This window comes from Streptomyces sp. DvalAA-14 (assembly GCF_900091855.1).
Lineage (GTDB): Bacteria > Actinomycetota > Actinomycetes > Streptomycetales > Streptomycetaceae > Actinacidiphila.
This window is the reverse complement of sequence record NZ_FMCH01000476.1, coordinates 53,067-74,473: the sequence shown is the minus strand read 5'-3', so window position 1 is coordinate 74,473 and position 21,407 is coordinate 53,067. Positions and strand designations below refer to the sequence as shown.

Sequence of the window (21,407 nt, the reverse complement as noted above, 5' to 3'; positions counted from 1 at the left end):
CGCGGTCGCGTCCCCGGACCGGTGCGCCGCGTCCACCGCCGCGTCCGCCGCGGCGGCCGACGTCCCGGCGAGGGCCTGGTACGCGGACAGCCGGGCGGTCGGCCCGGCCGCGGCTCCCACGGCGCGTGCGTCGCCGGCCCGGGCCGCCAACTCGGCGAACCGCTCGGCGGCCCAGAGCCTCGGCATGAGGGCGAGCTGGACGGCTGCCACCTGATCGGGGTCGGTCGCCAGCGGCAGCAGCTCGTCGGCGAAGGCCGCCGCCTCGGTGTACTGCCGGGCGGTGACAAGGACGTCCACGACCTCGGCGCCGATCTGCGGTCGCCGCGGGTCGTTCGCGGCCGTGAGGTCGAACGCGTGCCGGATGAAGACCGCCGAGGTGGTGGCCATGGTCGCCACCACTTCGTGGGCGGCCTCGCGCAGCAGGTCGACCGCCGTGTTGTCCCCGGGTTCAGCGGTCGCCAGCACGTGGGGCGCGACCGCCGCGGGGCCGCGGCCGGAGGCGAGGAAGTGCACGGTGATGGCCCGGTGCCAGGCGCGCCGCCCGGACGGCGGGATGTCCTCGTAGACCGCTTCCCGTAGCAGTTCGTGCCGGAACCGCAGGCCGTCCCCGTCATCGCTGATCAGGCCGGCCTGGATACTCTCCGTCAGCGGGTCCGTCAGACTGCCGGGTCCGCTGCCGAGCAGGTGGGCGATGTCGGTGAGGGCGCACCTGGGCCCCAGGACGGCGGCGGCCCGAACCAGGTCACGGCACTCCTTGGACCCTCCCGCCATCCGGCGGCGCACGCCTTCGACCAGCCCGGTCGGCAGGCTCGGGCCCGTGCCGTCGGCGGCGTCCGGCGCCAGCAGGCCGTCCAGCAGCTGGGCGGCGAGGAAGGGATTGCCACCGGTTCGGCCGAGTCGGCGCAGGACGTCGGGATCGGGACGGGGGCCGAGCCGGTCGACCGCCATCGCCAGCACGGCGTCCTCGGTCAGCGCGGTCAGTCCGACCCGGACCACCGGTACGTCCCGCCCGGCGGCCTCGGCGATCTGGTCGGCCGGCCCGCCGTGCGCCTCCCGGCTGGCCAGCAGCCACACCACGGGCGAGGCGGCCAGCCGGCCGGGCAGCAGCCGCAGCGCGAAGGCGGTGAGCGGGTCGACCCACTGCGCGTCGTCCACCATCAGCAGCAGGGGATGCCGCTCGGCCCGCCGCTCCAGAAGCGTCGCGAGGCGCTCCACCAGCCACAGCGGCTGCCCGTGCAGTTCGGCGAGCCCCATGAAGTCCGCCGAGGTGATGAGGGGGTCGGTGCCCGAGCGCAGGCCGGGTCCGAGCGAGGCCAGGGGAGTCACCCGGTCGGCCGCGTAGGCGGTGGAGCGTGAAACGGCGAAGCCACCGCGTTGGGCCTGCTCGGCCACCACGTGGGTCAGGGCCGTTTTGCCGATGCCCGGTTCGCCGCTGACCACGACGAGCGTGGGCTGCCCCTGCCGGGCCGATCGCAGCGCGTCGAGCACCCCGCCCAGCTCGGCGGCCCGCCCGCGCAGCGGCGCCGGCGCGGGGCGGCCGGGTGCCGCCCGCCTGGGCTCTGCCGCCCGCCGGTCGACCATGAGAACTCACCTTCCGGGAGGCGGTGCCACCAGGGCCGGGCGGTGTCCGGGGCCCTTTTGTCCGGGGCCCCTTATGTCCGGGCCGCCTCGAACGCCATCGTACGCACCGGCCCGACCGGCGGCGGACCCGGTCCTCGGCGGGCGGTGCGGGCCAGGCCCGTGACAGATGGTCACGGGCGGGCCTCGGGCCCGGGGCGGCCGGCGGTGACGACGGGCGGCGGCCGCCGCCTTTCACGGGCACCTCACGGGCAGGTCACGGGCACCTGAAGGGCATCTCAGGGGTACCGCCCTGCCCGCGTGCCCATGCGCCGTTCCGGCGCCGAACTCGCCTACGGTGACGGTGACGGTGACGGTTTCGCCGCCGACGCCGACCTGTCCCCGCGCAAGGAGCCACAACCGAATGGCGCCACGGCCCCACTGGCTTTTCGGAGACCAACTCGGTCCGCATTTTCTCCGCTCCCGCCACGACGGACCGGACGCGGACGCTCCCGTCGTCATGATCGAAGCGCGTTCCGTGCTGCGGCGCCGGCGCTTCCACCGTGCCAAGGCCCACCTGGTGCTGTCGGCGATGCGGCACCGCGCCGCGGAACTCGGCGACCGCGTCCAGTACGTCCGGGCCGAGACGTACGCCGAGGGACTGGACCGGGCACTCGGCCGCGGCCGCCCGAGCCGCTCGGCTCCGGGCGGCGGCGGACCCAAGGGCGGGGATACGGGCAGCGGCGGCGGTACGGGCACGGGCACGCGAGCCGGCAGCCGGCTGACCGTCTGCCGGCCCACCTCGCGCCGCGCGCTGGAGTTCGTCGCCGCGCTCGACGGCGTGGACGTCCTGCCGGCGAAGGGCTTTCTGGTGCCGCGCGACGACTTCGAGCAGTGGGCCGCCGGACAGGGCGACGGCGAACACCTCCGGATGGAAAGCTTCTACCGCTGGGTGCGCCGGCAGCACCAGCTGCTGATGGACGGGGACGAACCGGCGGGCGGCCGGTGGAATCTGGACCACGACAATCGCGAGCCGCCCCCACGCGGGAAGACCGCCCTCGATGTCGCCGCGCCGTGGCAACCGTCCGAGGACGCCATCGACGACGAGGTCCGCCACGACCTCGACCGCTGGGAGCGGGCGGGCGAGGTGTCCTTCGTCGGGCGGGACGGCCCGCGGCGCTTCCCGGCCACCCGGCGGGAGGCGCTGGCCGCGCTGCGGAACTTCGTCACCCACCGGCTGCCGGAATTCGGCCCGTACGAGGACGCCATGCTCGCGGCCGACCCCGTCATGAGCCACAGCCAGCTCTCCGCCCCGCTGAACCTGGGGCTGCTGCACCCCGCCGAGTGCGTGCAGCGGGCCGAGAAGGCGTGGCGCGCCGGTGACGCGCCGCTCAACAGCGTCGAGGGCTTCGTCCGGCAGGTGGCCGGCTGGCGCGAGTACGTGTGGCAGCTGTACTGGCATTTCGGCGAGGACTACCGGCGCCGCAACACGCTGGGCCACACCGAGCCGCTGCCGGGCTGGTTCCTCGACCTGGACGCCGAGGCGGTCACCGCGAACTGCCTGTCCACGGTGCTGGCACAGGTCCGGGACACCGGCTGGGTCCACCACATCCCCCGCCTCATGGTGCTCGGCAGCCGGGCGCTCCAGGACGGCTGGGATCCCGCCGCCGTCACCGACTGGTTCCACCGCTGCTTCGTCGACGGCTACGACTGGGTGATGCTGCCCAACGTGCTGGGCATGTCGCAGTACGCCGACGGCGGCCTGATGACCACCAAGCCGTACACCTCCGGCGGGGCGTACATCAACAAGATGAGCGACCTGTGCGGGCCGTGCGCCTACCGGCCCACCGAGCGCGTCGGCGAGCACGCGTGCCCGTACACCGCCGGCTACTGGTCCTTCCTGCACCGCCACCGCGCCCGGCTGGCCGCCAACCCCCGGACCGCCCAGGCCGTCCGCGGCCTCGACCGACTCGCCGACCTGCCCGAACTCCTCGCGCAGGCACCCCACCGGAAGGACACCGCGCCCTGACCGGCTTCCCGCCGGCCGCCCGCGTCCGTCTGCTCGGACCCGGACGGTGCCGGGACCGGCGCACGCCATCCGGCCGCCGCGGCCCACGGGCTCCCCGGCCCGGGCCCGTCATCCCGCCGTGGAGTGGGCCTGCTCCAGGCGGCGGGTGAGGAAGCGCCGTTCGCTGTCCGTGGTGGCCAGGGCGAGGGCCTCGCGATAGCTGGCAGCGGCCTCCTCCCACCGGTCGAGACGGCGCAGCAGGTCGGCTCGGGTGGCGGGCAGCAGGTGGTAGGCGGCGAGCGCGCCGGTGCCGGTCAGGGCGTCGAGGAGGGCCAGCCCCGCGTCCGGCCCGTCGGCCATGGCCACGGCGACCGCCCGGTTCAGCTCGACGACGGGACCGGGGGCCAGCCGGGCCAGTTCGCCGTAGAGCAGGACGATCTGCGGCCAGTCGGTCGCCGCCGCTTCGGGGGCGGTGGCGTGGCAGGCGGCGATGGCTGCCTGGATCTGGTAGACGCCGGGCCGTCGCTGGCCCAGCGCGTGGTCGAGGACGGCCAGTCCCTCGGCGGCGCGGTCGTCGTTCCACCGCGAACGGTCCTGCTCCGCCAGCAGCACCAGGTCACCGGCGGGATCGGTACGGGCCGCGCTGCGGGCGTCGTGCAGCAGCATGAGCGCGAGCAGCCCGCGGGCTTCCGGCTCGTCCGGCATGAGGGCGGCCAGGATCCGGGTCAGCCGGATCGCCTCGCCGGTCAGGCCCGTGCGCAGCAGGTCGGAGCCGGCGGTCGCCGTGTAGCCCTCGTTGAACAGCAGATACAGCACGGCGAGGACGCCCGCGGTGCGTTCGGGCAGCAGGTGGTCCGGCGGCACCCGGAAGGGGATGGCCGCGTGGCGGATCTTGTTCTTCGCGCGGACGAGGCGCTGGCCCATGGTGCGTTCCGAGACCAGGAACGCGCGGGCGATCTCGGCGGTGCTCAGCCCGGCGAGGGTGCGGAGCGTGAGCGCGACCCGGGCCGGCAGCGGAAGGGCCGGGTGGCAGCAGGTGAAGATCAGCCGCAGCCGGTCGTCGGCCACCGCGCTGCCGTCGGGGCCGACGGTGCCGAGCGGGCCGATGGACCCGGTGCTGCCCTCGGAGGAAGCGTGGTAGGCGTCGTGGCCCGCCGCGTGGGCCATCTCGCGCAGCTTGGCCGCCTCGGTCGTGGAACGACGGAGCCGGTCGAGGGCCCGGTTGCGCGCGGTCGTGGTGAGCCAGGCCCCGGGACGGCGCGGCACGCCGTCCCGGGGCCAGCGCTCCAGCGCCTGTGCGAAGGCGTCCTGTACGCACTCCTCGGCCAGGTCCCAGTCGCCGGTGAGACGGATCAAGGCCGCGACGATGCGGCCCCACTCCTCGGCGTACGTGGTCGCGACGGCCTCGGTCACTGCGTCCAGAACGGCCGCACCTCGATCATGCCGAAGCGGGCCATGGGATGCCGCGAGGCGACCTCGATCGCTTCGTCCAGGTCCCTGCACTCGATCACGTCGAAGCCCCCCATCTGCTCCTTCGTTTCGGCGAACGGCCCGTCGGTGAGGAGCACTTCGCCGTCGCGTACCCGGACGGTGGTGGCGTCCTCCGCCGGACGCAGCCGATTGCCGAACAGCCGGACACCCCGGCGGCCGGTCTCCTCCACCCACGCGGTCGGGTCGAGTTCCGCCCCGCTCGCCTCGATCGGTCCCTCCGTGCAGATCAGCAGCACATACTTCATCGATCCTCCTCGTCGTACGGCCGGCGTCGCCGCCGCTTCGATTGATCGCGACGGTCTCTTCGGCCCGCTCGCCTGCTCGCCGGCTCGCCTGTACGACGAACGGGACCGGCCGATTTCTACCGTCCCGGAGAAAGAAGCCCGCCCGGCTTGGCGTGGCGTGGCGGAGCCGACCTGGCCGGGAGCCGACGTGGGGGCCGACCTGGCCGGGGGCCGGCGAACGGCGGGGCTCAGTCGCCGGAAGAACCGAAGAAGCCGACATGGGTCGGTCGGCCGTCGGTGTGCAGGAGCACATGGACCCCTGTCCAGCGCATCCGGTCTTCGGCCAGCAGAGACGTGTCCGCGTCCAGGCGATTCCTGGTCCTCATGGCCTCGTGCGCCCGCGCCATCGCGTCTTCGTACTGCCGCACGGTCGGACGATCCGTACCGAAGTGATGGCGGAGCCGGGCCTCGGACAGCGGGCGGACGGTGAAGTAGTCCGTCGGCTGCGGGGGCTCGGCCGACTCGACGATCCACCGCACGTCAAGAACCGAATGGGTGCCCTCCTCGCCCATGAACTCCTCGTCCTCGTAGAGTTCCGCACGGCTCGCGTACTCCTCGCCGTCGCCGTACATCTCCTGGAACACTTCGTCGTGCAACGCTTCGAGCGTCGCCTCGATGCTCCCTCTGTAGGGAGTGACGTAGTCCCACCCACTGGCACCCATGACCAGCCCCCTTCCCGACGTACCGCCCACCTGGTGCCACACGCTAGCCGCAGGGTCCGACAGCCGATGGGCCCAGCCCCGTCCGCCCGCGCCCGTGCCGAGCCGGGGTGGCGGACCGCGGACCGCGGACGGCGCACCGCGGACGGCGAAAAGCCTGGCGGTGGTGTCAGGGGGACCGCATATCCTGCACCGGACGATCACGCGGGACCAGGGGAGGGCGCGGCATGTTCGGCAAGTTGTTCGCCGGGAGGGGCGCGGAGAGACCGGAGGCGGATCCGCACGCGCTTCCGGTGCCACGCAGGCAGAAGAACGGGATGTACACGCTGCGCGCGCTGGGCGACAAGCGGTTGCTCGCGCTGACGGATGCGGTGCGCGCGGACGACTGGGGGGCGTTCAAGGCGGCGCTGACTCCGTTCGACCTCGGCCGCGACCATCATGTCCTCAGCGAGCTGGCGGACTTGAGCGGCATGCAGAACTGGATCGTGGCGGCCGCCGACGGCGACACGGAGTACCGGGCGACGGCCCAACTGATAGCCGGCGCCCGCAACGTCATCTGGGCGTGGGAGGCGCGCACCGGCGCGTATGCCAAGAACGTCTCGCGGGAGCAGTGGCGGCTCTTCCGCGAGCGGCTCGAAGCCGCCGAGGACCAGCTGCTCGAAGCCGCCGAGCTGCGGCCGGAGTGGATCGCGCCGTGGCGCCGCCTTCTCACCTCCGGCCGCGGCATGTCGCTGGGGCCCGTCGTCAACGAAGCGCGGCGTGACGCGGCCCTGCGCCGGGACCCGCTGGATCTGACGACCCATATCCAGTGGGTGTCCAACCTTCAGCCCCGGTGGAGCGGCGAACCCGGTCAGGCCATGGCTTTCGCCCGGGAGGCCTTCGCCCGCGCCCCGCAGGGACACCGCCTCGGGTGCGTGATCGCCTTCGCGCACATCGAGGAGTGGGTCGAGTCCGACCGGGGAGCCAGCCTCAAAAACGCGCGCGTCCAGGCCGAGTTGCGGGCGGCGGCCGAGCACAGCATTCTCCACCCCGCCTACACGCGCTTCCCTGGATGGCAGTACGACTTCAACCTCTTCGCGATGGCCTTGTCCCTGGCGGACGAACGCCAGACGGCCCGGCGCGTGTTCCGGGCCCTCGACGGCGCCTTCACCAAGGCGTCGTGGTCCTATTTCGCCCAGCCCGAAGAGCAGTTCGCGCGCCGCAGCCGCGCCTGAGCGCACCGCCGACCGGCCCCGAACGGCCCGGCCGAACGACTGCCTCGGCCGCTCCGGCGCCGTCCGCCGCTCTGCCACCGACGGTCCGCCGCCGGTCCACCGGCCGCCCGCCCCCGCCACCCGCCGCCCTCCCACCCCGGATTGCCCATGACTCCGCACGACAACGCCGACCGCCCCGGCGCCGCCACCGACCGCACCTTCCAGGTGGATCTGCGCGGCCTCGTCGATCTCCTCTCCCACCACCTCTACTCCAGCCCCCGCGTCTACCTGCGTGAGCTGCTGCAGAACGCCGTTGACGCGCTCACCGCCCGGCGGAACCTCGCACCGACCGCTCTCGACGGGACCTTCGACAGCGCCTTCGGTATCCGCCTGTACGCCGACGGCTCCGTGATACGCGTCGAGGACGACGGGGTCGGCCTCACCGAGGACGATGTCCACACCTTCCTCGCCACCATCGGCCGCAGCAGCAAGCGCGCCGAGCGCATCGCCGAGCAACGCGCCGACTTCATCGGCCAGTTCGGCATCGGCCTGCTCTCCTGCTTCCTGGTCGCCGACGAGATCCACGTCCTGAGCCGCTCCGCCCGCACCCCCGACGCCCCCGCCGTTGAATGGCGGGGCCGCGGTGACGGCAGCTACAGCGTCCGCATCCTGCCCGTTTCCGCCCGCCCCCGGCCCGGCACCACCGTCACCCTGACGCCGCGCGCCGACGCGGGCGAGTGGACCCGGCCCGCGCAAGTCCACGCGCTGGCCAGGCACTTCGGCTCCCTGCTGCGCCACCCGGTGACCTTCGACGACGGCAAGGGCGGTCCGGCCGCCCCCGTCAACCCGGAGCCGGCACCCTGGGCGGCCAACTACCCCACGCCGGGCGCCCGTTCCCGCGCGCTCGCCGCGTACGGCGAGGAGATCTTCGGCTTCGCGCCGCTGGACACCATCGAGCTGGACCTGCCGGCCGTGGGCCTAAAGGGCATCGCTTGCATCCTGCCCGAGGCGGTGCCGGCCGGGCGCCGCCACGGCCATCGCGTGCACGTCAAGGGCATGCTGCTGTCGGACCAGGCGGAGGAGATCCTGCCCGACTGGGCGTTCTTCGTCCGCTGCGTCGTTGACGCCGAGAGTCTTCGCCCGACGGCTTCGCGCGAGTCGCTGTACGAGGACGACACCCTCGCCGCCGTCCGGGACGCCCTCGCCGAGCGGCTGCGCGGCTGGATCTCCCGGGCCGCCGCCAGCGACCCGGACCTGCTGGCCCGCTTCCTCCAGGCGCACCACCTGGCCGTGAAGTCGCTCGCGGTGCACGACGACGAGATCCTGCGGATGCTGCTGCCCTGGCTGCCCTTCGAGACGACCGACGGGCACACCACGCTGGACGAGTTCGCGCGCACCCACCGCACGGTGCTGATCACGTCGAGCGTGGAGGAGTTCCGGCAGGTCGCCGCGATCGCCTCGGCGGCCGGCCTCGGCGTCGTCAACGGCGGCTACACCTACGACCGGGAACTGGTGCACCGGCTGCCCGAGGTCAGGCCGGGGACGACGGTCGCCGACCTCGACCCCGAGACCCTCACCGCCCACCTCGACCCGGTCGACCGGGAGACGGAACTGGCCGCCGCGGCCTACCTGGCCCGGGCCCGTGACGCCCTCGCCGTCTTCGACTGCGATGTCGCGCTGCGCACGTTCCACCCCGCCTCCGCCCCGGCTCTTCTCGTCGACAGCCGCGAGGCCCGCCACGAGCGCACCCGCTCCCAGCTCGCCCGCGAGCAGCAGGGCGGCCTGTGGGGCGACATCCTCGGTTCGCTGCGCCAGGAGGCGCCACGCGCCCAGCTGATCCTCAACCAGCTCAACCCGCTGGTCCGCACCGCCGTTGCCATCGACGAGCCCGAGCTGGCCCGCACCAGCGCGGAAGCCCTCTACGGCCAGGCCGTGATGCTCTCCCGGCGCCCGCTCAGGCCCGCCGAGTCGAGCCTGATCAACCGCTCCTTCCTCGATCTTCTCGCCCACGCCCTCCGCAAGGACAGCTGAGATGCCGACCGCACCCCGGACCATCGACGAGCTCCAGCAGGCGCTCATGGCGAATCAGCAGCTCCCCTACGGCCGCACCCGCACGGTCGGAGCTGAGGAACTCGTCGACGCAGCCGAGCAGTTCGCCGAGCCCATAGCGCTCGTCCGGACCCTCCTGGAACTCCAGAGCGCCTACGTCTACGGCTCCGAACCCCGCAAGTCGCCCGTCGTCTTCGCCCGCCTGCTCGCCCTCTTCGACGAGCAACCCGACCTCTTCGACGAGCGGCTGCGGCACGAGCTGTTCTGGCGCTTCAAGTGGGTGGCCAACGCCCTGCGGCAGCTGCCCGAGATGCCGCTGGCGAGCATCCAGCAGTGGCTGACGGAGATGCGCACCCGGTACGAGAAGGCCGGTCTCGGCCTCCAGCCCTACTACGGGCAGGCGTTCCAGCTCGCCGCCCATGTCGGCCAGGACATCGCCCCGGCCTACGAGTTGTGGGCGGCCCGTACCCGGACACCGCTCAGCGACTGCGAGGCGTGCGAGATATGCGATCGCGCCCTGTACCACCTGCGGGGCGGCGACGACGAGCGGGCACTGGAGTCCTGGGAGCCGGTCCTGACCGGCACCGCGTCCTGCCAGGAGGAGCCGGCCCGGTCCATCTCCTACGCGCTGCTGCCCCTGCTGCGCACCGGCCGTACCGACCGGGCCCGCGAACTGCACCTGGCCGGCTACCGTGCGTGCCGCCACCGTCCCTCGATGTCCGGGGAGGTGGGCCGGCACCTGGAGTTCTGCGCACTGACCGGCAACGAGGCCCGCGGCCTGGAACTGCTCGCCGAGAACCGCGGCCTGTTCGACGAGGTGGAGTCGCCGCACGCCAACTTCGACTTCCTCACCGGCGTCGAAGTCCTGCTCCAGCGGGTGGGCTTGCTCGGTCACGGCGAACTGCCCGCCGCCGGATACGCCGGCCGGGTCTGGTCGGTGGCCGAGCTGCGGGCCGAGGTGCGGGCCCGCGCCGATGATCTCGCCGCCCGCTTCGACGCCCGCAACGGAACGACGGCCCACACCGACCGCCGTCGGGCCCGCCTGGACCGCGCCCCGCTGCTGGACGCGCTGGAACTCACCCTGCGCAGCCGCACCCTCGACGTCGTGGCCCAGGCGGCACCTGCCGACGCAGCTGCCGGTGCTCCGGTCAGCGCCCCCGCCGGCGCTCCGGTCCCCCGCACGCCCGCCGCCGTCTCCGATTCGCTGCCCGAACTCATCCTGCAGGCACGCGACTTGGACGAGCGGGCGCACCCGGACGCGAACGCCTGCTGGGCTCGGCTGCGCGCCCTGGTCGCCGCCCCGGACTACACCCACCCCGACGACCCGGCCGTGGGCTCGTTCGTGCGGCTGCGCGCCGACCTGCTGGCCGACGAGGCGAGCCGGGTCCACGAGAAGGAGGAGTACGCAGTCGCGGCCGCCCTGTTCACACAGGCCGGGGATCTGTACGACGAGGCCGGGGAGCCGGGCCACGCCGCATTCGCCCGCGGCTACGCCCTGCTCGCCGAGGCCGAGCAGGTGACGGAGCCGGTGAAGCCGCCGGAGCCCGCGGAGCCGGCCGACGCTGCGGAGGCGGCCGACGCTGCGGAGGCGGCCGGGCCGGCCGAGGCGGGGCAACCCGCAGCGCCTGCGGAGCCCGCGGAGCGAGCCGCCGGGGCCGACGGAGCCAACGGAGCCGAGAAGGCGGAGAAGGCGGAGAAGGCGGAAAAAGCGGAGAAGGCGGACCGCACGGGCCCGGCGGCAGCCGTCGAGGCGAGGGTCGCCGCGCTGACCGGTGTCCACGCCGCGGCGGTCCGCCTGCAGGAGGACACGCCCGGTCTCGCCCCCTACCAGGAGGCGCGCCTGCTGCGGCTGCGGGCGACCGCGCTGGGTCTGCGGCTCCAGGCGTCGGGGAACGAGGAACACGCCGCGCCGGTTCTCGCCGAGGCGGACCTGCTCCGGGAATTCGCCACCCGGCACGGCGTCGTCACCCAGATCTCCGGCGCCCGCTTCCTGCGCGCCACGACCTGGGCCATCCGCGGCGACCTGCCCGCTGCTCACACGGAAGTCGACGGCCTGCTGGACGAGTTGAAGGAGCGCGGCCCCGCCTGGCACCTCCCGCGCGCGCTCGGGCTGCGCGCCCGGCTCCGGCTCGGCCTGGGTGAGGCCCAGGGCGCGCACGACGATCTGACCGAGGCGCTGCGGCTGGCCGCCGACTGGCCCGCCGAAGCCGTGCACACCTCCCGCCTCCAGGGCGATCTCGCCGAGGTGTGCATGCACCTTGGCCGACCCGACGAGGCGCTGCGCCACCTGACGCGCTCGGCGGAACTGGAACTGCGCGCGGACCAGCGGGCCGAAGCCTTCACCACCTACGGCAACGCCGCCGCCCTCAGTCTCGACCTCGGCCGTGTGGAGGACAGCATCGCCCTGCTCGACTCCCTGCTGGCCGAACCAGACGCCGTCGCTGGAGAGTTGAACGACCGCCTCCTCGCCCAACTGCGCCTGACCCGCGCCCGCGCGCTGCACGCGGGGGAGGATCTCAAGGCCGCCACCGCGGAGTTCGTCGCCCTCGCCGCCGAGTCGGCCGGCTGGGACGACGACCCGGGAAGCCACGCCATGATCGCCGCGGAGACGGCGGTACTCCTCGGCGAGGCCGGCGAGTTCGGGCCGGCCCGGCAGGCCGCGGAGCAGGCACTCGCCGCCCACGCGCGAGCACCCCGCTACGAACAGCTCAGCAACGCCCTGCGCGAACTCGCCCGCCTCCAGGCCGAGCAGCAGGGCCCGGACGGTCTCACCGACGCCCTCGCCTTCCTCGCCGACGCCGGCCGGATCGCCGACGAGGCCCGCGCCGCCGGCTTCGAGGCCCGCGGCCGCTCCCTGGATACCGCCCTGGCCTACGAACACGGCCGGGTCAACGCCTACGCCGGCGCGTACGAGGACGCCTTGGCCGCGCTGGACAAGGCCCTCGATCTGATCGGCGAGCCCGCGCCGGAGGACGACCGCGTCGAGGAATGGGCCGAGAGCGTCCGACTGGCGGGCGTCGTCGAGGGCCTCTACCTCAAACGGACCGCTCCCGCCCTCGCCCGCCTCGACGCGGCAATCGCCCGCCTGACCTCGCTGGGCCACCCGAAGGAGGCCACCCCGCTCACCTCGCTGGCGGCACGGCTGCGCGACGACAAATAGCCCGGCCCGGCCCACCGTCCGCAGGGCGGCACCTCGCAGCGGGGTGCCGCCCCCCGGGGTGCCGCCCGAGCCCAGGCCGCCGCCACCGTTCCGACCCCCAGCCGTCCCGCCACCGTGCCGTACGGCGGCTTGGCATGGCCTGGTCCACGCCAGGTGGTGGGCGCCCACTGGCGATTCGCCCGGCTGCTCGCCTCCACCCAGCGGCCTTCACCGGTCACACGGCTGAACATTGCCCAGCGGAAGGCACTTGGGCGGCGCGCTTGTTCGCGGGGGTCGCGGGCGGGTCGAGGTCAGCCGCTTTCCCCCCGCCGAGACGCCAGGTTCTCGCCGGGAGGAAAGCCCGCGAGACCGGGAGGAGTAGCCGCCAGCGACGAGCTGCTCAGCTGGCAGGAGGCCACGCCGCAGGGGGCGGATACGATCGTGTCGGGGCACCTAGGGGGGACCGATGGGTTTGTGGTCAGCGTTGCGCAGAGGGAACCAGGGGACGGGGGAAGCGGCAGCCGCGCCCGAGCGTGCCTTCGGCAAACAGGCTGCGCTCCACGTGGAGGCGCGGCGTCTCGGCGGCGTGTTGCGTAGCCTCGAAGCCGACCCGGCCTCGGACCCCGAGCAGACCGCAGCGGTCCGCCACCTGTACGGCAAGGCGCTCCTGGAGCTGGGGCCGTCCGACGAAGCGGTCCGGGAATTGGCCCGCGCCGCCTCCGACTTCGGGCGCCTCGTGGGCCCCGAGTCCCCCGCCACCTTTGTGATGCGCGTGAAGCTCATCGCAGCGCTGCTCGACGCCGCCCGTTTCGCGGAGGCGGCAGCCGCGGCATCGGAGCTGAAGGAGACCTACGAGGGTCGCACCGGGGCCGAACACGTGGCTTGCCACTTCGCGGCCGGGCGGATGATCGCCGCTGCCCTCAGCCGGTGGGGACGGCATGCCGACGCGCTGGCTGAGATTGAGGCGATGCTGCCGGCGGCGGACGCCGAGGGCGTCAGGCCGGCGCAGCGAGTGGCGCACCGTGGCGACCGGCTCGACCAGCTCATCCTCCTCGGCCGGGCGGACGAGGCCCTCGACGACGCGCGGGAGATCCTGGCGACCGCCACGGAGGCGGCCGACGACGACCCGGACGGCGCCAAGCATTTCGCCGGAGCGGCCCAGCGGGTGGCCTTCGCACTGACGGAGCTGGGGCGCCCCGCCGAGGCCGAGCGCCAGTTGCGTGCCGCCCTGGCCCATACAACCCTGTCGCGGGTCAGCGTTTACGACCCCCGCATCCTCCATGTGCGGCTCGACCTGGTCGTCACGCTCAACGGACAGGGCCGCCACGCGGAGGCGCTTGCCGCGTTCGAAGCGCTGCCGGGGACCGAGCGGACATCCCTGACCGATCCCGCCTACCGCATCGGCTGGTTCCTCTTCCGCGCGGTGGCCCTGCACGGCCTCGCCCGCCGCGCCGAAGCGGAGACAGCTGCCGAACAGGCCCTCGCGGAGGCAGCCTCGCGAATCGGCCCGCACCACTTCGGCATGCTGGAAATCCGTACCCTGCTGGCCTCGATCCGCGCCTCCGCCGAGGAGATGGCGGTCGCCGCCGCGCAGTGGGAGGAGCACTTCGGCCCCGCCCACCCGCGAGCGCGGGCGGCACGAACCGCGGCCGGTGCGGCATCCGCCGCTGGGAACGGTGACCCTTGACCGGGCAGTTGACCGCTTTGCCAGCTGGCCGCCAGGAATCCTTTGTCCGAGCAGCGTGCGATACCGCTTGCGACGCAGGGCCCACCCCTCATCGGTGAGATCCCGCCCGTACGCCCGTAAAACGAGCGGCTCACCTCAAGGGGCAGGCCGGACCCATCCGGTGGGCGCCGCCCCGGGCCGCATTCCGGACCCGGCGGGATCGTCGGCACGTTGTCACAGCCGGATGAAGCTCCCGTCCCATTGCCAGCCGGACGCTGGAGAGTCCGAGCCTTTCACAAGACAGACGAGTACCCCTGGGTGGGCGTCGTTCAACTCCTCCCGGAAGCCGACCCCAACCGCCCAACCGCTCGATGACCGACAACGCCCAGGAATTCGCCACACCCGCCCCGACCATCCTTAAGCAGTCGGGCACTTGATGCCGTTCGACAGGTGAGCACGGCACGACATTCCTGTCCGACGACACCATCGGCATCCCGCTCCCCCTCGCGCGCGATCCCCGCCACCCGGGGAAGTTCCCACCGCGAACCCGACGATGTTGGATAGCGACATGGTGAGGCGCAAGAAGGAGAAGCGGCCCGACTGGGGCCTTCCGAAGGGGATCGTCCTGCTGGCGACGCCCGAGGGTTGGCGCACCAGCGTCCTCACCATGGAAGGCGGAATGCTCTGCGGGCGCCTGGACCTGCCGATCGACACTGATCCAAGAGACGCGCGGGCCGCTGCGGCGGTGATGGTGACGGAACTGGCGCGCGACCTCCACCGCACCGACATCGAGGTGAGCTGGAATCCGCCCCAGAAACCCTGGTCATGGACCGCCCAAGTCGCTCTCGCTGTCGAAAACGAACGTCCCTCGCCAGTCACCGACGGACCAACGGCAAGCTGACGGTCGGCCGCCCGTTGCCGCAACACGGCACGAGTGCCGGTGCCCGTCGGATGCGGAGCCCGCGGCCCGGCCGGACTCCTCCAGCTCGTCGTCGACAAGGTTGAGGGGTGGGAACCCCCCGCGGTCCACGAAAGTCTCGCGCCCCACGTCTCGACGACGTCGGCAAGGGCCTCGAAGTCCGTGCCGGCGGGTAGCCGCGTCCAACGCGTCGGCGGCTCGTCGCCGCATGAGGTTTCACACCGCCTTCGGCGGCTCCCCTTCGTCCAGGACGCAAGATCAGGCCCTCGATCTTGGGGGCCGTGTTCCCGCCCAGCCGCCGACCCACCGCCCGCGTCCAGGCGTGCTCGGGCGCCGTCCAAGCTGCGCCGCCCAGGCTTCAGGAGTAGGTCAGCAGCGTCGCGGTGTCCAAGTCGAAGTCGAACGGGTCCGGGATCCTGAGGATCTCGCCGAAGTCTGCGTCCTCGCGGCGGTGATATTTTCTACCGTCGGGGTGACTGAAGAGCGTGACGGATTTCAGCCTGGCATCGACCACCAGATACATCGGGATTCCCATCATCGGGTAATCCCGCACCTTCCCTACCCAGTCGTTCTCAGGGTTCGACGGCGAGACCAATTCAACGGCAATCACCGCGGCCTCCGCAGGGACCTGGGTGTCCGTGGTCTCCAGGACACCGGCAGGCAGGTAGGTGAGGTCGGGGTTACGGCTCTTGCCCACGCCAGGAGAGACGAGGTCGGTGTTCTCGCTCGGCAGCAGGTCGCCTGGGCAGTGCGCGTCGAACTGACGCCGCACCACCAGGAGATTGCGCTGATGAATGCCCGAGGGCGCGACCAGCATGACAATGCTGTCACCCGAGATCTCCGCCTTGAACCCGTCCGGCAAATTCCTGCGGGCCTCATTGAGGAGTGCGAAATGCTGCGGGTCCACGCTGCTACGCCTCCCAGGAGCGGGCCGACCGGCCTCCAACACTAGCGTGGACCTGCTGCCCGAAGCCCTGCACCGCCGGGACCGGTCGGCGCATATTCGGCACACACCAGGTGGGGGCCGGGAGTCAGCTGGGGCGGGCTCGGTTCAGGGATGCGGGTGAGGTGGTTGAAGGTGTGTACAGGCGACACTTGCTCTGCGCGTGCGGACCAGGGTTCGCGGGCGGTAGCCAACGGGCGGACGGTGAAGTAGTCCGTCCCGGCACACACTCGGTCGTCCCGACTATCCGCCGCACGGACCTCTCGCCAGGCGCCATGAGGGTGCCCGATACCGAAAGGTGAAATCAGCGCTCAGAGCGTTAGCAGACCTGCCGGCATCCCCGCCGCCGCCCCGACGTCCTCCTGATGTCTGCTGAATGTGCGCGAGCCGCTAATGCCATCGATGACGCACCGGGCTAGTAAGACTAGATCGCGCATATATGTAGAGATTGCCGTAGCCGTACCATGGCACGCGCATCACACGTCTCTCTTGCCCGTCCATGCCCGCAGCGCACTAGCGAAACATTCTTATTTACCCTCGCACGGGCTCATACCGCTCTACCATGGGAACTCAGTTCGTCACAGGGGGGAAAATGAACGTTGCTGCATGGACTGCATTGATCGTTGGCATAGCCGGCGTAGTCATTAGCACTCTCATCTGGTTAATTCCCACTCCTTCGCCGACAACAAAGAAGGTCGCCGCGGGGGTCATGGCATTTACCCTCCTGGCCGTAATTGGTTTAGCGACCTGGGCAACCGTCGGCCACCGCACAAAGGAAGACAATTCGTTCGATTCCAATCGGACACAAGCTCTCACACTCAAAGCTTACGACCCAACGGGAACTGCGACGTTCACCAGGCAGGGAGGTATATCGTCTGCAGCCTTTCCTGATCTTCGATAGGCGGGATATTCGGTCCCGTTGCCGAACCGGCACGCGTACACGATTGAGCTCTCAGCCAAGCTGTCACCCCCATCCAACCCTCAATACGGAGCTGGCTGGGGGTACGGACTCGGAACGTGCACCGATGTATCGTCTTCCGAGCCGCACGGCGTGTCAGTGCAATACGCAGAATTCCAAGACGTCAAGGGAGAAATTTCTGCCCTAGCAGAAGTTTATCTGCCTCGGGCGAACACTTTCCCAGCCAACGTAAACCAAGCGATCCAACCACTGGATTACGATTGGCATAATTGGACAATCAAGGTCATTGGAAATGCTGCGCAATTCTTCCTTGACGACGACAACGAGGTGACTTACATCAGCGATCTGACCTCGTCAGGACAAGATCTTCCCCAAAGCTGCAAGGGATCATCTCTGTTCCTCCGGGTCTGGGGGAGCGGTGCATCCTTCCGCGGTATCCGGTACGTACCAAACTGACCGGACCAGGCATCGAGTAGAAGTGCTGGCGCCGGCTGCGGGACCGGGACAGGGCCGGGGTGTGGCAGTACTTCCACGACGTGCGGGACCGTGGACGGCCCGTCGCACACTCTCGCAATCAGGCCCCTGACCAGGCAAGAGGAAGAGCCCCCTGCCGGATTCGAACCGACGACCTTCGCCTTTCAAGTTCCCGCTGGGTACCTGGCTGACCTGGAGCGATGCGAGCCGTTGGCCCGCTGCCCCGCCAAAACACCGTTCACCGGCTGCCGTCAGTTCGCGTCGGTTTCCAGGCCACGTGTGCTGAATACGTGCTGCGAGGTGACAGGTTGGCGAAGTACTGACCTCCGTCCTCCGGAAACGGACGGGCCGCGCGTCAGCACTACGGCCGAGGATACGGCGACGCCCCGCCAGCGGTGGCTGACGGGGCGTTGATAAGTGGATGCCGGGACTACGGCAGGCCGTCGGTGTACGTGTAGGTGTCTCCGTACGCGGCGGTTGCGGCCTTCTTCTTCGCCGGCGCGGCTGGTTTTCCCGGGGCCTTCGCCGTGACCGTGGTGGTTCCGGTGGGGGCGCGCTGCGGGGCGGAGTTGGTGGTGCCGTCTTTCTTGCCGCCGCCGGTGACGGCGGCGATCACGATGAGGACGATGGCGAACGCGCCGACACCGATGAGGATCGGCGCCATCTTGGACTTCTTCTTTGGCGGCGGAGGCGGGCCCCTTTGTCCGGTTCGTTGTCACCGAGGCGGGCCAGCTGGCACCAAGATCGTCGGCGAACCGGAAATTCCGTCGCCGGCGGACTTCCGTGCAGCCGAGCCGATCCGATCCGATGACTTCCCGTGCCGCTGGACACTGGACTCGGGCGTTTGTCACACGGGGAGGACCGCTGTGGTCCACAGGACGGTGGGTGCGAAACCAAGGCGCTGGTTGATAGTGCGGATGGGGCGGTTTTCGAAGGCGTTCGACGTTGTCACGTAGCCGACATCGGGACGCTGTGATCGCAATGTGGCCAGGGAGTCGGCCTTTATCCAGCTCGCCAGCCCTACGCGGCGGTGCTCGCGCGCCACAGCGGTGTCCTCGATCGACGCGATCGACGACGGTGGGGGCGAGACCCGTATTTCGGTGAAGGCCACGACTATGTCCCCGTCGACCGCCGCAGTCACGCGCGTCTCGCGTCCGCGGCGGGCCACGACGGTTTCCAGGTCCCGCACGCGGCGCGGACTCCAGTTCTCGTCATCGGCGTCCGCGTGGGGCGCGTCGTTGATCGAGGTACGGGCTTGGGCGTAGGAATTCAGCAGATGCTCCGGGCAGGCCCCGGTCCAGCGCACCAGCCGATACCCGGGCACCGGGGACGGTACGGACAGCGGCTGATCGCATCGCGCGACGGAACGGACGTCCCGCTGCCCCTCCGCTGCTCCGACGCGACGGCAGAACCCAGCGGCTTCCGCCGAGGCGAAGTGCCCCAGAAGTGTGCCGACGCCAGAGGCCCGCGCGAACGAGCGTGCAGCTTCGAGCAGTGCGCTGCCCGCGCCGCGGCGCCGGTAGGCCGGGTGGACGTGCAGGTCCAGCCATGCCGAAGCGGCTGTACGCTCGCGGCGCACCGCGGCGAACGCACACAGCGACCCGTTGTCCACCACTACCCAGGCCGGCCGGTCCTCGTCATTGGGCGGGAAACGCAGAAACCCGACTGTCTCCGCCGGGCTGCGATAAGGCACCAGTGGACTGACCTCCTCATGGCAGGTCCTCAGCAGCTCGTGGACGGCCACGAGTTCCTGGTCTGAAGCGCCCACCGTGACCAACGGTTTCGCCGACCCGTAGCGATGTCCGTGCATGGCGTCACCCTGCCGCAGCCCCGGACCCATCCGCAACGCCCATTCCGTCGTGACCCCCGGACGGTGCCTCCCGGTGAAATTCGTGCCCCCCGTTGTCTCCCGAACAACCCTGCGGCCGCCGCCGCGCAGACAGCTGACGCCGCACAAGTTGCGGCACACCGCAGCCTCGCTCGCCATCGCCAGCGGCGCAGACGTCAACGTCGTCCAGACCATGCTCGGCCACAAGTCCGCGACCCTGACACTCGACGTCTACGGACATCTCTTCCCCGACCGGTTGGACGAGGTCTCCAGAAAGATGCACAAGCGCCGGGCCATGATCCTCGCCAAGGCACAGGCCAAGGCGGACAAGGCAGAACGCAAAGCCCGGAAGGCAGCCGAGGAGTTGGCCGCCCTCACGGCTGCGGAAGGGCTCCCAGCCTGACGGGCTGATCCGGTGCGTACGGACGCCGCCTACCTGCCTCAAAGGTCCGGGCGGCGTCCGCATCCACACCGAAGACATCGCTGTCGATCCGCGCTGATGGTCAGCAGTCTGTCGGGCTACGGGCTGTCGACGGTCATATCATTGCCCACCAGCAGCATCAGATTCCCCGCCCATGCGTTCGAGCCGGATGCAGTCGCGAGGACCTCCATCAGTGGCTTCTGCCAGCATGCTGTCGTGACAACCACATCACCTGATCAGCGCCCGGACGAGGCGACCCTGGAGATCCTGCGCTCGGCATTCGATCCGGAGTGGCGTGAGCCGGCACTTGGGCACGAAGCCGTGTCAGTGTGGGAATCCGAGAACAGGGTGACCCTTCCTGAGCCCTACCGGACCTTGATTGCGGAGATCGCCAACGGTTCCCCGCTCGGGCCACCGGAAGACGGAGGTCTCCTGCCCCTGGGCTGGCTCCCACCGGGCTGGCCCCATCAGAGGACGCGGAATCCGGCTGCCCCATTCCCGCTCCAGGAGGCCTGGGCCTGGGAAGACGAGAACCCGGCCGAAGACCACCACGAGCGCGTTGCCACCGTCTACAACCACGGCTCCGTCGTACTTGGCACCGACGACGAGCTCTCCTACTGGGTCCTTGTCGTCGCCGGCCCCCAACGCGGGAAGGTCTGGCTCGTCACCGATGTCGGGGCCTACCCGTACCCCATGCCCGAAGCACTCGGCTTCCTGGAATGGGTGCAGCGCTGGCACGCGGGCGACAGCTGGTGGGACTGACCACGACACACCAGAGCCCGATGCACTGCCCCTGCGCCGGGCTCGAACGTTTGGATGGGGAACCCGACGCTGCTGGTAGGGAATTACGTGACGCTCCACACGGGCCACGGGTACCCGTCGGGCGAGGAGTTCGAAGGGCGTCCGGCCTGGACGAAGTCGGCGTATTCGGCCTGCACTATGCCTTCATTGACCCACCGTTCCCGCACCGCCCCACTACGCCGCTCGGCCGTAGCGAGCGCGGTGGGCGGGTCGTCCGCCGTGGCGATCACGCGGCCGAACTCCTCCTCGTCGTCCTCGGAGTTCAGAGCTGGGAACTCCACGAGGTCCATGAAGGTCGCGTGTCCCACGTCCTCAACGATGTGGAGAATGACCTCGAAGTTCTGGCCAGCCGGTCTGACCTCCACGTACCGGACGCCGGGCACCTCGCCTCCGCCGACCGGGCCGAGGAACTCTTCTACGCGCTTGCCCCTTCTCAAGGCACCAAGGAGAAAAGGGTCTGCCAGGTGGCGCACCCTGGCAGGACGGGGCCCGCCGACCGTCGGCCGCGTCGCTGACAGCGAAGGGCTCAAGACCGCGTCCAACGCATCGGCGGCCCGCTGCTGCATCAGCTCCCGCACCGGCTTCGACGGCTCGCGGTCGTCCAGGACGAAGATCCGGCCGTCGATCTCCCGGGTCACCGTCTTCCAGCCCAGACGGCGGCCCACGGCCCGAGCCGCGCGGCGGATCTCCGCCGGGTCGCCACCCAACTCCTCGACGGCCTCGGCGCTCAGGACGACCTGCCCGCCGTACCCCTGGTACTCCGGCTTCAGCGACCCGCGCATCAACGCCTCGACCCGGCCCACCAGCCGCTCGTACCGCCGCTTCGCCAGCTCGTCCTCGGCAGCCACCCCAGCCGCCTCCCCCACCGCGTCAGAGCACGCGATGTGTGCTGAATGTGTGCCGGACGGTCCCGGTCGGTGGGCCACCGACGGCGCGATGGCCCCTGACCTGGGCAAACAAAGAGCCCCCTGTCGGATTCGAACCGACGACCTTCGCTTTACAAGCGCGACGGAGATGCTGCCACCGAGTGACGGGGCCTGCCGCGTGGTGCTGTTC

Annotated in this window: 16 protein-coding genes and 1 tRNA gene; 8 read left to right on the top strand and 9 right to left on the bottom strand. The window is 71.1% G+C overall.

Annotated elements, in window-relative coordinates; genetic code table 11:
• On the bottom strand, positions 1 to 1,581 hold a 1,581-nt coding region (locus GA0115240_RS25160), incomplete at its 3' end, for an AAA family ATPase (RefSeq protein WP_161302437.1).
• 400 nt (positions 1,582 to 1,981) lie between these two features.
• On the opposite strand from GA0115240_RS25160, the gene GA0115240_RS25155 reads away from it, so the two are divergent.
• Positions 1,982 to 3,586 carry a cryptochrome/photolyase family protein gene (locus GA0115240_RS25155; RefSeq protein WP_093739918.1) on the top strand — a complete coding sequence of 535 codons (1,605 nt, stop codon included), beginning with the start codon at positions 1,982 to 1,984 and terminating at the stop codon, positions 3,584 to 3,586.
• 108 nt (positions 3,587 to 3,694) lie between these two features.
• On the opposite strand, the gene GA0115240_RS25150 is transcribed toward GA0115240_RS25155, so the two are convergent.
• The 3 genes from GA0115240_RS25150 to GA0115240_RS25140 form a co-directional block, all read right to left on the bottom strand.
• Positions 3,695 to 4,978 carry an RNA polymerase sigma factor gene (locus GA0115240_RS25150; protein ID WP_256069964.1) on the bottom strand — a complete coding sequence of 428 codons (1,284 nt, stop codon included), beginning with the start codon at positions 4,976 to 4,978 and terminating at the stop codon, positions 3,695 to 3,697.
• On the bottom strand, positions 4,975 to 5,301 hold the full coding sequence (locus GA0115240_RS25145; RefSeq protein ID WP_093739916.1) for a YciI family protein: 327 nt from the start codon (positions 5,299 to 5,301) through the stop codon (positions 4,975 to 4,977). Before GA0115240_RS25145 ends, GA0115240_RS25150 begins: the two co-directional genes overlap by 4 nt.
• Positions 5,302 to 5,528: 227 nt before the next feature.
• Positions 5,529 to 6,002 (bottom strand): hypothetical protein, encoded by a 474-nt coding sequence (locus GA0115240_RS25140; RefSeq protein ID WP_093739914.1) that lies wholly within the window; start codon positions 6,000 to 6,002, stop codon positions 5,529 to 5,531.
• 224 nt (positions 6,003 to 6,226) lie between these two features.
• Between GA0115240_RS25140 and GA0115240_RS25135 the strand changes: the two genes are divergently transcribed.
• The 5 genes from GA0115240_RS25135 to GA0115240_RS25115 all read left to right on the top strand — a co-directional run bounded on the left by GA0115240_RS25135 (position 6,227) and on the right by GA0115240_RS25115 (position 14,947).
• Entirely contained in the window at positions 6,227 to 7,213 is a 987-nt protein-coding gene (locus GA0115240_RS25135; RefSeq protein WP_093739912.1) for a hypothetical protein, read from the top strand.
• Between the two features lie 147 nt (positions 7,214 to 7,360).
• Positions 7,361 to 9,223 carry an HSP90 family protein gene (locus GA0115240_RS25130; RefSeq protein ID WP_093739910.1) on the top strand — a complete coding sequence of 621 codons (1,863 nt, stop codon included), beginning with the start codon at positions 7,361 to 7,363 and terminating at the stop codon, positions 9,221 to 9,223.
• A 1-nt stretch (position 9,224) separates the two neighbouring features.
• Positions 9,225 to 12,401, top strand: a complete 3,177-nt coding sequence (locus tag GA0115240_RS25125) for a tetratricopeptide repeat protein (protein WP_093739908.1) — start codon at positions 9,225 to 9,227, stop codon at positions 12,399 to 12,401.
• A gap of 541 nt (positions 12,402 to 12,942) precedes the next feature.
• Positions 12,943 to 14,067: a hypothetical protein gene (locus tag GA0115240_RS25120; protein WP_141708957.1), complete on the top strand. Its 1,125-nt coding sequence runs from the start codon at positions 12,943 to 12,945 to the stop codon at positions 14,065 to 14,067.
• Positions 14,068 to 14,614: 547 nt separating this feature from the next.
• Positions 14,615 to 14,947 carry a hypothetical protein gene (locus GA0115240_RS25115; RefSeq protein WP_141708956.1) on the top strand — a complete coding sequence of 111 codons (333 nt, stop codon included), beginning with the start codon at positions 14,615 to 14,617 and terminating at the stop codon, positions 14,945 to 14,947.
• A gap of 376 nt (positions 14,948 to 15,323) precedes the next feature.
• On the opposite strand, the gene GA0115240_RS25110 is transcribed toward GA0115240_RS25115, so the two are convergent.
• The 3 genes from GA0115240_RS25110 to GA0115240_RS25100 all read right to left on the bottom strand — a co-directional run bounded on the left by GA0115240_RS25110 (position 15,324) and on the right by GA0115240_RS25100 (position 19,111).
• Positions 15,324 to 15,872, bottom strand: coding sequence for a Uma2 family endonuclease (locus GA0115240_RS25110; RefSeq protein ID WP_093739902.1), 549 nt, complete (start codon positions 15,870 to 15,872; stop codon positions 15,324 to 15,326).
• A gap of 1,859 nt (positions 15,873 to 17,731) precedes the next feature.
• On the bottom strand, positions 17,732 to 17,965 hold the full coding sequence (locus GA0115240_RS25105; RefSeq protein ID WP_093739900.1) for a hypothetical protein: 234 nt from the start codon (positions 17,963 to 17,965) through the stop codon (positions 17,732 to 17,734).
• 183 nt (positions 17,966 to 18,148) lie between these two features.
• Positions 18,149 to 19,111, bottom strand: a complete 963-nt coding sequence (locus GA0115240_RS25100) for a GNAT family N-acetyltransferase (RefSeq protein WP_161302435.1) — start codon at positions 19,109 to 19,111, stop codon at positions 18,149 to 18,151.
• Between GA0115240_RS25100 and GA0115240_RS25095 the strand changes: the two genes are divergently transcribed.
• Positions 19,110 to 19,532, top strand: a complete 423-nt coding sequence (locus tag GA0115240_RS25095) for a tyrosine-type recombinase/integrase (RefSeq protein WP_093739936.1) — start codon at positions 19,110 to 19,112, stop codon at positions 19,530 to 19,532. The two genes, GA0115240_RS25100 and GA0115240_RS25095, sit on opposite strands and share 2 nt — an antisense overlap.
• 96 nt (positions 19,533 to 19,628) lie before the next feature.
• Positions 19,629 to 20,312 carry an SMI1/KNR4 family protein gene (locus tag GA0115240_RS25090; RefSeq protein ID WP_237555185.1) on the top strand — a complete coding sequence of 228 codons (684 nt, stop codon included), beginning with the start codon at positions 19,629 to 19,631 and terminating at the stop codon, positions 20,310 to 20,312.
• Between the two features lie 83 nt (positions 20,313 to 20,395).
• Here the strand turns inward: GA0115240_RS25090 and GA0115240_RS38590 are convergent, their stop codons facing one another.
• Positions 20,396 to 21,199 carry a hypothetical protein gene (locus tag GA0115240_RS38590; RefSeq protein WP_237555184.1) on the bottom strand — a complete coding sequence of 268 codons (804 nt, stop codon included), beginning with the start codon at positions 21,197 to 21,199 and terminating at the stop codon, positions 20,396 to 20,398.
• A gap of 114 nt (positions 21,200 to 21,313) precedes the next feature.
• A tRNA-Ser gene (locus GA0115240_RS25075) sits at positions 21,314 to 21,388 on the bottom strand.
• Between the last annotated feature and the right edge of the window lie 19 nt (positions 21,389 to 21,407).